Here is a 13,755-nt window from a genome sequence, read left to right on the forward strand (position 1 = left end):
TTTCAAGTCTACCGCTGCGCTCGTAGCGCGGCAAGCGGACTTTTGATCTCGTTTATCGGATGCGCGAGATTCCCGATGGATGCACGACAGGACTAAACTGCGAACACCATGCAATTCCTCGACTTTCTGGCCTCCGCGTTCATCAATACCTTCGGCATCACGCAGCCGACGGAGAAGACGCGTCGCCACGCGTCGTACTTCATTCTGTCGCTGCTGGTGCTGACCGGGGTGGTGATGATCGTCGCCGCCGTCACGTACTTCCGCGTTCTCCGCAGTTAGTCCCTGGGTCTACCGGGCGACCGACTGAAATCACTTTCGTGACATCGCAACGCGGTGATTTGCATCACTGTGCAACTTTTGTGCGGGGGCGTAGTCTTCACCTAGTAGTAAAGGCCCGCCTTACCTCCCGAGCCCGGTTCTCGGACTCGCCTGGTATCCCGGACCAGAACGCTTCGCTTCTGGGGGACCACCATGGATTTCATGCAAATCGCTACAGCCCTTTGGGCAATCGCCCTCGCCGCCTTCACGGTCGCGATGGTTTACCGTGCCCACCTTACTCAGCATGAGGTGGACGAGCTCTTCCTTTCCGACGAAGACGGCAGCAATCTCCATCATCAGGAGCAGGAAGAGATCGTTCGTCGTGTGAATTGGATCCACCCGTTTTGCCGCGGTGCAGGCGCTGCCACTGCTGCTTTGACCCTGCTGATTGTAGGTGTCACCGTAGCGCGCGCGCTGCCGTATGTGCACTTCCACTAGGCTGCGAGATTTTTTGCAAAAAGTCGTGACACGCGGAGGAAGTGCGGCGTATGCTTCCCCCGCTTCACGGCCCAGCCTACCTCGCGCGCCGAACTTCTGACGCACCCGGTATCCCGGCCAGACTTCGCTCTGTGGGGATCTTCCGATGCAAACCTTCGCTTATTCGATCTGGGGTATTTCGATCGCGGCATTCGTCATTCTGATGGTGTACCGCGCCAACCTCACCAATCACGAAACTGATCAGCTCTTCCTCGGCGACGAGGACGGCACGAACTACCACCACCAGGAACAGGCAGAGATTGTGCGTCGCGTTGACCGCGTGACCACGTACTGCCGTGGCGTGGGTGGAGTCGCTGCGCTCACGACCATCGCCGTGGTCGGTCTGGTCGTTCACAACATCGTGCACACGGCGTTCTAAGCTTTTGCGTCGTGCTGCCGTCCGTGGCCAAGGCCTGTCCTCGGGGAGGGTGGCAGGTCTTGGCCATCCCCACGCGCCTGCTAGGACTCGGCCGCTCGATAGCGGCCGATCTCCTTGACCATGGCCGAATGCTCACGCAGCGAAGCCAGCGCGGCTTCCGCAACGTCAGCGCCATCAAAGCGGAAGTCCACGTAGAAGACGTACTCCCACGGCTTGCCAGGCACCGGGCGCGACTCGATCTTCGTCAGGTTCGCACCCGTCGCCGCAAGTCCCTGCAAAGCATCGACCAGCGAACCGGGACGATGCTCAATCGCAAAAGCCGCAGTCACCTTGTTCGCTTCGCCATCAAGCAGCACTTCATCTTCTGCACGACGCACCAGATGAAAACGCGTGTAGTTCTCTGCGTGATCTTCCACGCCGGGCACGAGAATCTCTGCGTCGTAGACCTGAGCGGCCAGTGCGGGAGCAATGCCCGCGGTATCGAGAAGCCCCTGCTCCATCACATGCTTCACGCTGCCGGCGGTGTCATAGAACGAAGCGGCGCGCGCCTGCTTCTGCTCAGAAAGAAAGCGACGGCACTGCGAGAGCGCTACGGGATGCGAGAGGATGGTGTGAATGTCTTCGAGCTTCACACCCGGCGCAGCGATCAGGTTATGCACGATGCGCATCGAGATTTCGCGGTCAGGCCGCACAGGATGCGTGAGGAAGAGATCATAGTGTTCGGCGACCGAACCATGCAGGCTATTCTCGATCGGCAGCACCGCCCCGTCGACGTCACCCTGCAGTACAGCGGCGATCACATCTGCCGAGACCTGGCACGGCACTACCTCGACGTCAGAGCCCAACATCGTCAGCGTTGCCATGTGGCTGTTCGAGCCTAATTCGCCCTGTATGGCGACGCGTTTTAGTTGCCCAGCACTCACTCTTTTTCTTCTCTCCAAAACGCAAAGAAATCCTTGCGCTACAAGGACAACCTCGCACCTGCTATCGGCAACTTACCATAGCGAACGCCAATGCGCGGAGCAAGCGCACACGGCGGACAAATTTCAAAGCGCGAGCTACAGGGCCAACAACGCGCGACATTAGGAGAACACTTATGCTTTGGACAATCACGATCATCCTCGTCGTTCTTTGGCTTCTCGGCTTCGTCGGCTTTCACGTTCTCGGCAGCTGGATCCATCTGCTGCTCATCCTCGCGATCATCGTGCTGATCTTCAACCTGCTTTCGGGTCGTCGAGGAATCTAAAAGGCTTACGCGAGCGTTGCCTGTCTTGGACTGGGAACGCTCCTCAACAGCGCCGCGGCAGCAGAGTGCGTTGTCGCGGCGCTTCAAACTTCAGAGCACTGGAAGGAGTCGGGTCATGAGCATTTCGGATAGCACTGTAAAGGGCAAGTTCGACGAAGTCGCAGGCAAGGTGAAGCAGGCCTTCGGCGAGGGCACTGACAACCAGAAGGTTGCCAACGAAGGCGCGGCACAGGAAGTGAAGGGCCACGCAGAACAGGCATGGGGCGGCGTTAAGGAAGCCACGCAGGACAAGGTGGACGACTACAAGGCTCGCCATGCAGGCGAAGCCGAACAGCACGGCCATGACATCCGCGAGAAGATCACCTCCACGGCGCAGAATGTGAAGGACTCTGTCCTCCATGCAGTGAAGGGCGACGATAGGGCCGCATAAGCTTTCCAGTAGAAAAAGAAACGGCCTGCCGCGCGAGCGTCAGGCCGTTTCTCTTATGCTCGAATTTATCGATGCAGGCGACGAACGAAGACGTCCACAGCGACAGCCACGAAGAAGACCATCGAGATCACACCATTCAGCGTGAAGAATGCGGCGTTCATCCGGCGCAGATCTCGCGGTGAGATGATCGAGTGCTCATAGGCGAGTAGGAGGATCACCGCGACATCGCCCGCAAGCGCGATCGGTCCCAGCGCAAAGGCGTGCCACATGACGAAGAGCAGCGCAGCCATTCCGAGATGCATGACACGCGCGATCCAGAATGCGCCTTCGAGGCCGAACGCTGCGGGAATGCTGTTGAGCCCCGCGCCGCGATCATGCTCGAAGTCCTGGCAGGCGTAGAGCACGTCGAAGCCGCCGACCCAAAGCAAGACAATCGCCGTCAGCAGGATGATGCGCGGGTCAAGCGAACCGCGCACAGCGATCCATGCGGCGGCCGGTGCGATACCGAGAGCAAGACCCAGCACCACGTGCGACCATCGCGTGATGCGCTTCATGTAGCTGTAGGCCAGCACTACCAGCAGCGCCACAGGCGAGAGCAGCAGCGTGAGGTGGTTCAGCAGAGCGGCCCCCAGCACGAAGAGCGCGGCGGCCACTATGGTGAACGCAAGCACAAAGCTTTTGGAGAGTTGTCCGGCGGGGATCGCGCGGATCTTCGTGCGCGGGTTCTCAGCGTCGAGCTCTGCATCGGCCCAGCGGTTGAAGCCCATCGCTGCTGAGCGCGCCATCACCATACACCACACGATGAGCAGCAGCACACGCAGCGACGGCCAGCCATCGGCCGCGAGCACGGTTGCCGTAAGAGCGAAGGGCAACGCGAAGATCGAGTGTTCCCACTTGATCATTTCGAGCGTTACCCGCGTATTGCGAAGCACAGATTCCATCACTTCCTATTGTAGAAGCTGTGCCCCGCTTATCTGTACCGCTTGCGGATCTTGTAGACGATCGAGAAGACGCCCGACTCGTCGCGCGTTGCGACGATGGAGACGTTATCGTTCACCTGGTACTGCACCTGTATGAGTTGTTGAGCGCTCTGGTTGACGTTCGTCGCGAAGGTCAGCGTAATCTGCTTCGTGATCGGCTCTACCACCGTGATGCGCGCCGCAGAGTTACCAAGCGTGCCCATGAACGCCGGATCGATCTTCACCGAGCCACCGCCGAAGAGCTTGTTCACACGGCTCGAAACCGTCGCGTTCAGCGCGCCACCGAGCAGTGAGTTCGTTGTCGGATCAGTACCCGACTGCGTCTGCTGCTGCGAGTAGAGCGATGATTCTTCCTGCGTACGGCCCAGCGCCAGCAAGCTGAAGATGTCCTGCTGCGTCAGCGGCGGCGAGGAGCGATACGTCGGCTGCAAGTTGCTCGTCGTTCCGTGCACGCCGATGGTGATGTCGTAATTCTCGACACGGGTCGACACATCGAGGTCAATCGTCGGATCAATGCGCACGGGGTTCGAGAAGTAGATGACTCCGCGATCAAGTTGATACCTCGTGCCAGCGAAGGTCGCCGATCCATCGGTGATCGTGATGCGTCCAAGCACGCTTGGCACAGCAGCGGTTCCGCGAACCGTCAGGTCCACCGAACCCGCGAGCTTCGCGTAAGAGTTCTGGAAGTCGAGCTGTGGCGAACTCTGAATGTGAACATCGAGTCGCAGCTTGTTCGACGCGGCGGTCGGATCCGGCGGCAACTGCACGCCACCTGTACCGGAGAACGCCGCGAAGTCCACGTCAGCACCTACGTTGAAGCGCGTGATCAGCACATTGCCGCGCAGGATCAGTGCATTCGGTCCGCCCTGCAGCTTCAGGTCGGCATTCGCCGTAGCGCTTAGTCCGCCGTAGCGAATACGCACGGTGTCCGCCTTCGCAGTAAGGTCCGCAAAGAGGCCCTTCTGATAAAGGATCGAACCGCCCAGCGTGATCTTGCCGCCGCCACTCACCGCGGTGAGGTTCTCCACATCGAGGCGGCCTTCGGTGAAGACCATCGTGCCGTTCATCTGGCTCAGGCCATTCGGGACACCCGCCATCGCAGCGGCCACGTTGTCGAACTTCACGTGGCCTGTGAGCCCGGGCTTCTTCATGCGACCATCTGCTGCAACCTCGAAGGACACCTTGCCCGAGGTCACATAATCCGCATCGATGAGATGCACGATGCCCATGTTGATCGAGCCGCTCGACTTCAGGTCGATCTTGCCGCCGTTGGGGTCGTTGTCACCGAAGACCTGCGCGGTGCCCGACGCCTGCAAGTCTGTATCCTGGCCGACGATATGGAGTTGATCCAGCGACGCAACGCCGTTCCTCAACGAGAGGCGAAGCGGCTCGGCAGTCTTCAGTTCAATGCCCTGCAGCGTTACAGAGAACTGCGTGAACTCAGCGTTGCCCGCGAGCTTCATCGGGTTCTTCGCAGGCCCCGACACGGTAACATAGCCGTTGATCTTCGACGACGCCTTGATCGATCCCGGCGAGAACGCGTTGATGATGTTGGCAACATCGACGTTCGCCACCGTCAGCTTGGCGTCTGTCTGGTATTCACCCAGCAGCGAAGTCTTGCCGGTCGCATTCAACTGCGAGCCGAGCGCATTCGCGTTCAGCGAATAGCTCACGAGCGAGCCCGCGCTGGATGCATTCAGATCAAGCTGGCCGATCTGCTGGCCCTGCACTGTGATGTTGGCGACCTTCACCTGCGCCTTAAGATTCGGCTCTGTCGGCGTGCCATCCACCTGTGCGTGTAGTGTCACGACACCGTCGACATTCGCATTCGCGGCCTTCACAGTATCGAGCTTCGACAGCGTGATGTTATTGCCGTTGAGGTCCGCCTTGATGTGCTTGGACTGCAGGTTATAGCCGCCCGAACCGGTAACTTGCATTCCGTGCGCTTGCACCAGCAGGTTCGTAGCGTCAACCTCCTGGCCCTGCATGGCGAGGTCCACGCTCACCTGCTGGAAATTCTCTCCATAAGCTGCGCCATCCGTCACGCGAACGTTACCGCCGCCGTGGAAGTTATCCAACTGCCCGGCTACATGCGCATCCACGTTGATCGTTCCGGTCACCGGCACGGCACTCTTTTGGCCAGCCATGTCGAGCAGGTCCGCCACCTGAGCGTTGGCCAGCTTAACGCCAGCGTCGACGGTCATGTGGTTGTCCCACGCGTACGTCACCCCGCCGCGACGGGAGACGATGCGATGCGGGAAGACCTTGCCCGTAACGTTGAGGACCGCCGTACCGCGCTTGATCGTCGATGTCGCCACAGCAAGTCCGGCGTTCGGCGAGTACTCCGCATCCGCCACCACGGAGTCAATGTGGACATCCGCCTGCGACCCCATCTTCACCGCAAGATTATCCGCGTCGAGATGCCCCTTTACGTCGAGGTTCGCGATCGCTCCGCGCGCGGTGCCGTTGAAGTTCAACGCACCATGCAACACCACAGGAATCGCCGCAGTACCCTTCTTGCCATTGGCATCGAGGCCGAGCGTCTTGAACAGTTGGTCGAACTCGCCCAGATCGTGTGCAGCAAGATTGACGCGCAGATTGGTCTGCGGATCACCCGCCGCGACGCCGAGAATGCCGCTGGCATCGAGCGTCGTCGCCGGAGTTTGGATGTTCAGCGTCTGTACACGCACGACCTCGGTTGCGCCGTCGTAGTGTCCAATAATGGCTCCGCTCAGCGGAATGTTCGACGGGTATCCACGCCCACGCTGGCCCGTCGGCTTCAGCTTGAGGTCTGCCTGCACCTGCACGGAGTCGGAGATGTTCTTGACCGGGCCACCCCACTCCACCTTCACAGGCCCCGTGATCGACGTGTCGAAGCCGAGGTCGCCATAGTGTTCCGGCGCGGTGATCTCCATGATGGTGCGCAGCGAGATGTCCGCCACTGTCACGGTGAGATACGCGTGTGCATGGTTCACAGGCACATCGGTCATGTTCAACGACTGGATCGGAGCCTTGGCGTTGATGCCCTTCGCTGCAGTGTTCGCTGTCTGCGCGGCAGCCACGGCCGTCGATGAAGCGTTCGGTGCGTCGCTCGGCACTTCGCCGAGCCAGTTCTCAATCTTCAGATCACCGCCGATACGACCGCCGCCAGGCAGCGTGCTCGTGATGCTTGTGAAGAGTAGTTCGGTGGGCGTCACACGCAACTGTGCTGCAAGGTCGACGTCATGCGCGCGCACGTTCGGAATGTTGTAGGTGACGCCGTGCGCCTTGATGTTGCCCGCCAGCAAATAGCCCGCTTTGCAATCGGGATCTGGCGGCAGCATCTTCATGTCCGGCGGGAGCGGCTTCTTCTTGTGACGTTGCCAGAAGTGGGGGTTCTGCTGCGCGACCTGCGGCTCCACCACGCAGTTGCGACCATGAACATCGAGGTTCACAAGGCCCGCTTTGAAGCCTTCGAGGTTCACGAGATAACCGAGTTGCTTCAGCTCAAGCGCGCCACCGAGATCCACCTGCCATTCTGGCTTAGCGAAGTGTGTCACCTTCGCATTGGCACTGAGGTGCGTCTTCTCGCCGGTCTGGTAGTCGAAGCTGTCAAGCGACATCATGTCGCGGCCGATCTGCGCGGTCAGATGCAGCTTCGATGAAACCTCAGGCTGCGGACCCATCTTCGTGCGCAGGTTGGCGAGATCCACGGTCGCGCCGTAACGATCGTCCTTGCTGATGTAGTGAACCTCGGCGTTGAGGTTCTGCGCCGCCATATCAAACGGGATCGCCTTATCGTTCACGACCGCGAGGCCGTCGGCAAGTTCAACCTGGCCGGCCTGCAGATCAAGCAGCGTGTCCTGCACCGGCTCCGTGCTCGTCGAAGGCGTCTTGGGCACCGGCTGGTTGGTGTTGCCATCCTTGTCGATGATCAGGTGGAACTTCGGCTGCTCGACGCGCAGGAAGCTGAGACCGACGTGCGACTGCGGCCCCTTGCCCACGGTGTGCGAGAGGAAGGTATTGATCTTGACGCGCAGGAAAATCTTCGCCGCAGAGAGATACGGCAGCTCGGTCGGCGCTTCCTTGCCGTGAATGACGAGCCCATCCACCTCGATAGCGAGATGCCACAGGCTGAACGCAATGTGGCCGATGTCGACGCGTCCGCCGGTAGCGTCTTCGAGCACCGACTTCACTTCTTTGCCGACACGGCGCTGGAAGTCGTCCGTCGTGGTGTACCAGCTGAGCCCGCCGATCAGCAGTGCGATGAGCACCACGAACGAAGCGAAGCTCCATCCGAGCCAGCGCAGCCAACGGCGCCGCTTCACGACGCGCGGTGTGTTTACAGACGAGGGCGTACCCTGCGACAGGTTCTTATCGTCGCTCATGGCGCGGCCTCCCCTGGGTGAACCACAACCACTTGTCCTTGCGCACGCAAGCTCTTCAGCCAGTCGCCGAGCAGCGCCGAGACCTGCTGCTCCAGTAGCACTTCGGCAATGCGATCATGCACAGCGGCGAGCTTCGGAGGCGTGCCACCGGTCTTGCGATACTGCGGCGCGAAGGTGTTGTTGTAGTAGTTCGCGATATCAGTGTCGGAGATGCGGATGCCCTGCTTGAAGCGCTCTTCCACGAAGGCAAGCACTTGCATCCGCTCCTTCCAGAGCGTGGTGAAGTCAGCCTCATTGAAGCCATTCTTGGCAAGGAAGCGGTCCCACCCGGCCTGCGTCTCGCAAGCGTATTGCTTACATGCGGGAAGGCTCTTGCGGACCTCGTCAAGGCTCTTCTTCACGTCGTCATCGCTGATGTCGATGTCTGCCTGCAGCTTTGCCTGTTGCAGGATCAGCTCACGATTGATGAGTCGCTGAATGATGCGCTCGCGCGTGGCGTTGTCTGGCTCGCGAACAGTGAGAAAGGCCGAGAAGCGACGCTCCTCATCCACATCGGAGTCCAGCACGAGATCGTTGTTCACGATCGCCACCACGCGGTCGATCGTCTCGCCCGGCGAGGTCGGCATCTCCGGCGCCGCATCCTGCTTCACGGTCGGTTTGTCCTGCGTCCGATCGCCCTGGGCGTTCGCCGCGAACGAGTGGAAGCCCACGCAAAGAGCCAGCGGGAGCAGCGCTGCGACGGTGATTCGATCGAGTTGGAAGAGTCGCTTCATCATGCCGCTAGAACGCCTGACCAATCGAAAAGAAGAAGTTGAAGTGGCTGCCGTGACCGACGTACGGCCCGTTCGTCGTGTAATCCGTAAAGACCGGATACACCGGCGGATTCAGGTTGTAGCTGAAGTCCAGACGGATGGGGCCGACGGGCGTCTTGTAGCGCGCGCCGAGACCGACCGCGTGCGAGTAATAGTTGAACGAGCAGTTGCCCGCGAACTGGCCGTAGTAGTCCGTGTTGGATTCACCGGGCTGACGTGCGGGCGCGCCTGCAGGCAGGCTCAGGTCCGAGCAGGTGGACTCGTTCGGCTGATGGAAGTTCTTGATGCTCGAGAACATGTCCCGCGGGCTGCGGAAGACGTTGCCCATATCGTGGAAGAGCACGAAGGAAACACTCTGTCCCACGAACGGCAGCGTCGGTGGCGGCATACGCAGTTCGATGCTGTTCACTACGGCGCCGGAACCGCCGACCGGATAACCGGTAGTGAGGTCGCGCGGGCCCGCTTGATTGATGCCGAAGCCACGATGGGATGTGGCGCCGCCGGCATAAAGACGCTCTGGCAGCGGAATCGGGTTGCAGGTTGCGTTCCGATTCAGCAGGCTGTTCGCGTCGGACTGATCACCGCTGCAATTCGCAATCTGGTTGATCTGCGAGAGATCGCTGACTCCGCTCGAGCCACCGAAGTAATTCTCAAAAGCCACGCGCGTGTTTCGAGCGATCGTGTACTTGTGCTTCCCGAAGGTGTAGTAGCTCGAGTGCGACAGGTCCGTGCGGCTGAAGTTCGACTCCGCGCCAAAGTATCCGTAGGAGAAGAACTCCTGCACCGAGTAGTACACGCCCTTCTGCGCGTCGAGCGGGCTGGGGTCTCGCGTGTCGTGGAAGTACGTGAAGCCGGGGCCGCCTACCGTTACAGGCTGCGCAAACTGTCCCACAAGGTTCGGCGTGATCTCGAGACTGTTCGAGTTCACCGACGTACGGCGATATTGGAAGTCGTAGATAAACGTGTCTGCCTTGCCGTACTTCTGAGACACGCGGAAGTCACCCTGCAGCGTCGAGGCCTGGAAGGTCGTGATGTTCTGCACGTTGGAGTAGCCGCCGCTTACGGACGCGGTCAAAGTCGGCTTGCCCAGAAACTGCGGATTGTTCAGGCTTAGCGTGGCGACCTTTTCCAGCAGGCCGTAGGTCGTATGCAACGTGAGCGACTTCTGCGTGCCGAACAGGTTGATGCGTGAGATGTCGGCAGACACTCGCGGGCTGACGCCGGCCTGGCCGTTCTGCGCCGCCGTTACGCGACGGCCTGTCTGCGTGGGGCCGAACTGCGGAGTGCCCGTCTGCGCTTCGAAGCCGAAGCCGTACGTCACATCCCATCGTTTGGCTTCGGTCAGCTGAATCAGCACGTTCTTCTCCGGCGCGCGGCCGGTCGGGTTCTGCACGGCCGCATTCACTTCGTTGAAGAGCGCGAGGTTGTAGAGGTTGCGCTGCGTCTGCAACAACGCGGACTGATCGAGGGGCTGGCCTTCATGCACCAGCACCTGCTTGTCCACGAGCGACTGCTTGGTGTAACGACGGCCTGAAAGCAGCACCTTGTCGATGAACACCTGACGACCTTCCGTGACGTTCATCGTCACATCGGTCGCAGTAGGATCGTCCGCCTGCGGCTGTTGATCGAACTCGATGCGCGCGTGCTCGAAGCCATTCGCGAGGTAGTAACTGAGGATCGCATCGCGATCGCCGGAGAGCGTGATCAGCGAGAACGGCTGGCCTTCTTCCGTGCTCAACAGCGAATGCACGACCTTCTCGCGCGAAGCGTCGACGCCCGCGAGCTTCACTTCGCCGAACTTCTGCTGATCGCCTTCAACCACCGTGAAGAGCACCTTGATCGTTGCGATCTTCAACGCATTTCCCGCGGGGTCCTTGTCCCGTTCGGCGACGGATGAACTCACCTTGACGCGCGTAAATCCGCTGGCCCGATAGAGCGATTCGATCGAAGCGACATCGGCATTCACCAGCTGTGTCGAATACACACCGGAACGCTGATACAGATCGCCCTTCTTCACGCGCAGACGCTCCTGAATCGTGTCCATGCTGAAGTACTTGTTGCCCTTGATGCTGACGTCGATGACCTTATGCTTCTGACCTTTGTCCACGTCATACTGCACAGTCTCAGCGTTGGGACCGTTCTGGGTGCGCTTCACTTCATCGCGCGCGTTGAAGTAACCCTGCTGCTGCATATAGTCGCGGATGTTGAAGGCGCCTTCATTCAGCAGATCGATATCGACGGCGCCTTCCTCGTAGATCGGCACCAGCAGCTTCTTGCGCGAGTTAGAGATCTTCGCGCCGTTGATCACGACCTTCACCGACGGCCCCTGGTTGGCGAGGAAGGTAAAGTCCAGCTGCTTGCGAGCCGCCACGTAATCCTGCTTCTGCAGGCTGATCGTGCCTTCCAGGCGGTCACGCTTCTGGTAATAGCCGCGCACACCGCTCAGGGCTGTGCTCGCGGTATCGCGCGTCACCTTGGGCGTGCAGGCATGGTTGAAGAGCCGCGAGAGGCGGCCGCAGTTCAGCGAACCCTTCTTGCGGAAATCCTCCACGCTGATGCCAGGGTCGTTGCCATCCACGGCAACCTTACCTACGCGCGCCTGCGGCCCCACATTGACGACGAAGGTCGCATTCACCTGCGCGCCGACATCGTCCGTCGTGGTGCGGACATCCACCAGCGGCTCGAAGTATCCGTTCTCCGCCAGCGACGCCATGATGCTGTTCACCGCCGCAGGAATCTGAGACTCGGTGTAGGCCGTGCCGGGATCGAGCTTCGTCGCGAAAGTCTCGAGCGACGCAAGACGCTCGGAAGAGATACCGTTCACCTCGACGCGACCGACGTAGTAGCGCGCCGTGCCCGTATAGATGAGCGTGATTGAGCCGTCCGCGTTCTGCTTCGCGTTCGCATTGATGTCGCGGTAGCGCCCCGAGCGGAAGAGCAGACGAAGGTCTGTACGCACATCGTCGGGGTTCAGAGTCGTTCCGGGCTTCTGCTTCAGCTCACCGCGAATCTTGTCGGCCTCGCTGAAGGAAACACCATCGAACTGGATCGCCGAGACGCGCTTGCCGCCCTGCGACCAGACGCTGTGGTCCAGTGCAGGAAGCACGTTGGTGATCGCTCCGTTGCTACCTACGTTCTTCGTGGAAGCATCACTCTGCGTAGGAGTCGTGACGTCCGCCTGCGGCACTTGCGCAGGTACTTGCGGCGAGGTCTGTGCGTTCGGCACAGCAGGAGGGTTCGGGTCAGCGGAAGGAGTTGAGGGCACCACGCCCGTCTGCTGCGCCGAGGCCTGAACCGCAGCAACGAGCAGCCACGCGATTACGGCAGCGAATGCGACCCAGCGCATCGCTTCGCCCACACGTCCACTCTCGCTTGCGCGATACCCGACTCGACCCACTTGCTGCACCCGCTCTTCCGTTTCCCTTCTCTGCGGCAATAGAACCAGATCGCACGGTAGCAAAGATCACGTCGTGAAGCTACCCGACCCGATATTCAAGTGCGCTGACGCAGGTAGCGAAACTCTCCACCAATAGTTCTCTGTATGGATGCAACTTTTTTTCCTCGGGCTGCCAAGCCAACGCACTTCCTTCCACGGACAGCGATCACCGGACGGTTCGTATACTGAAGAAGATGCCTGCCTCGCCCGCCAACGACCTGCAAGACCGCTACTCCCGACAGATTCTCTTCCCGGGCATCGGCCAGGGCGGCCAGCAGCGATTGCGCGAAGCCCGCGCCGCGGTGATCGGCGTCGGCGCGACCGGTGCGGCCACCGCACAACTGCTCGCCCGCGCAGGCGTCGGCCAGCTCACCCTCATCGATCGCGACTTCGTTGAGCCCTCGAACCTGCAGCGGCAGGTTCTCTTCGATGAGGAAGACGCACGCGATGCGCTGCCCAAGGCGATCGCCGCGCAACGGAAGCTCGCAGGCATCAACTCCGACTGCAAAGTCATAGCGCACGTCGCCGATCTCGTGCCGGGCAATATCGACGAACTGCTGCGCGACGCCGACCTCGTGCTCGACTGCACGGACAACTTCGAAACGCGCTACCTGCTCAACGACTACGCGGTCTCCACCGGTAAGCCGTGGATCTACGCCGCCGCCGTCGGCGGTTATGCGGCGACGATGAACATCCTGCCGCGCCGCGAGGCCGACCAAGCCGCACCCTATGAGCCGACCGCCTGCCTCGCCTGCATCTTCCCCGCCCCACCCACCGGTCCAGTCGAGACCTGCGACACCGCCGGCATCCTCTCCACTGCGGTGAACCTCGCCGCCAGCCTGCAAACCACCGAGGCGCTGAAGTTTCTCACCGGCCAGCCGCAGCTCATGCGCCGCACGCTGGTTTCCTACGACCTTTGGACCGGCGACTTCGCCGAGGTGAAGACAACCAGGCCCCGCACGAGCTGCGAGATCTGCGCCGCGCGCGACTTCCGCTATCTGGCGGGCGAATCGCGCCCCCACATCACGCTCTGCGGGCGCAACTCCGTACAGATCCACGAGCACCACCGCCCGCTGGAGCTGGCCTCGCTCGCCGAACGCCTGAAGCCGCTCGGCCCTGTGCGTTCTAACGATCTGCTGCTGCGTTTCAGCTACGGGGAATACACCTTGACCGTGTTCCCCGACGGTCGTGCGCTCATTCAGGGCACCACGGACACCGCCCTGGCCCGCTCGCTCTACGCCAGATTCATCGGCAGCTAGCTGGCCCCGAGCGACCGGGCAACCTTTCCCCGCCGACCGGCCTCTCAAACT

11 protein-coding genes are annotated in these 13,755 nt (G+C 60.8%); 6 read left to right on the plus strand and 5 right to left on the minus strand.

Annotated features, from left to right (window positions below; all coding sequences use genetic code 11):
* Window positions 1-108: 108 nt before the first annotated feature.
* The 3 genes from OHL11_RS09345 to OHL11_RS09355 all read left to right on the plus strand — a co-directional run bounded on the left by OHL11_RS09345 (window position 109) and on the right by OHL11_RS09355 (window position 1,174).
* Complete coding sequence (locus OHL11_RS09345) at window positions 109-279, plus strand: hypothetical protein (protein ID WP_263371220.1); 171 nt, start codon at window positions 109-111, stop codon at window positions 277-279.
* Window positions 280-480: 201 nt separating this feature from the next.
* Complete coding sequence (locus OHL11_RS09350) at window positions 481-756, plus strand: hypothetical protein (RefSeq protein WP_263371221.1); 276 nt, start codon at window positions 481-483, stop codon at window positions 754-756.
* Between the two features lie 145 nt (window positions 757-901).
* A complete protein-coding gene (locus OHL11_RS09355; protein ID WP_263371222.1) occupies window positions 902-1,174 on the plus strand; it encodes a hypothetical protein in 273 nt (90 codons plus the stop codon).
* An 80-nt stretch (window positions 1,175-1,254) separates the two neighbouring features.
* Here the strand turns inward: OHL11_RS09355 and OHL11_RS09360 are convergent, their stop codons facing one another.
* On the minus strand, window positions 1,255-2,097 hold the full coding sequence (locus tag OHL11_RS09360; protein ID WP_263371223.1) for a prephenate dehydratase: 843 nt from the start codon (window positions 2,095-2,097) through the stop codon (window positions 1,255-1,257).
* Between the two features lie 173 nt (window positions 2,098-2,270).
* On the opposite strand from OHL11_RS09360, the gene OHL11_RS09365 reads away from it, so the two are divergent.
* Together OHL11_RS09365 and OHL11_RS09370 are read left to right on the plus strand one after the other, a co-directional pair.
* A complete protein-coding gene (locus tag OHL11_RS09365) occupies window positions 2,271-2,420 on the plus strand; it encodes a lmo0937 family membrane protein (protein ID WP_263371224.1) in 150 nt (49 codons plus the stop codon).
* Between the two features lie 115 nt (window positions 2,421-2,535).
* Window positions 2,536-2,850 (plus strand): CsbD family protein, encoded by a 315-nt coding sequence (locus OHL11_RS09370; protein WP_263371225.1) that lies wholly within the window; start codon window positions 2,536-2,538, stop codon window positions 2,848-2,850.
* Between the two features lie 65 nt (window positions 2,851-2,915).
* Here OHL11_RS09370 and OHL11_RS09375 read toward each other — a convergent pair whose 3' ends face one another.
* From OHL11_RS09375 to OHL11_RS09390, 4 genes are read right to left on the minus strand one after another with little or no spacing between them, the layout of a single operon-like run.
* Complete coding sequence (locus tag OHL11_RS09375) at window positions 2,916-3,791, minus strand: UbiA-like polyprenyltransferase (protein WP_263371226.1); 876 nt, start codon at window positions 3,789-3,791, stop codon at window positions 2,916-2,918.
* A 29-nt stretch (window positions 3,792-3,820) separates the two neighbouring features.
* Window positions 3,821-8,197: a translocation/assembly module TamB domain-containing protein gene (locus tag OHL11_RS09380; protein ID WP_263371227.1), complete on the minus strand. Its 4,377-nt coding sequence runs from the start codon at window positions 8,195-8,197 to the stop codon at window positions 3,821-3,823.
* Window positions 8,194-8,973: a peptidylprolyl isomerase family protein gene (locus OHL11_RS09385; RefSeq protein WP_263371228.1), complete on the minus strand. Its 780-nt coding sequence runs from the start codon at window positions 8,971-8,973 to the stop codon at window positions 8,194-8,196. The genes OHL11_RS09380 and OHL11_RS09385 overlap by 4 nt, the downstream gene beginning before the upstream one ends.
* A gap of 4 nt (window positions 8,974-8,977) precedes the next feature.
* Window positions 8,978-12,406, minus strand: coding sequence for a POTRA domain-containing protein (locus OHL11_RS09390; RefSeq protein ID WP_263371229.1), 3,429 nt, complete (start codon window positions 12,404-12,406; stop codon window positions 8,978-8,980).
* 233 nt (window positions 12,407-12,639) lie between these two features.
* Between OHL11_RS09390 and OHL11_RS09395 the strand changes: the two genes are divergently transcribed.
* Window positions 12,640-13,704 (plus strand): ThiF family adenylyltransferase, encoded by a 1,065-nt coding sequence (locus OHL11_RS09395; protein WP_263371230.1) that lies wholly within the window; start codon window positions 12,640-12,642, stop codon window positions 13,702-13,704.
* The last annotated feature ends 51 nt before the right edge of the window (window positions 13,705-13,755 follow it).

Origin of the sequence: Granulicella cerasi, assembly GCF_025685575.1 — a bacterium.
Classification (GTDB): Bacteria; Acidobacteriota; Terriglobia; order Terriglobales; family Acidobacteriaceae; genus Granulicella; species Granulicella cerasi.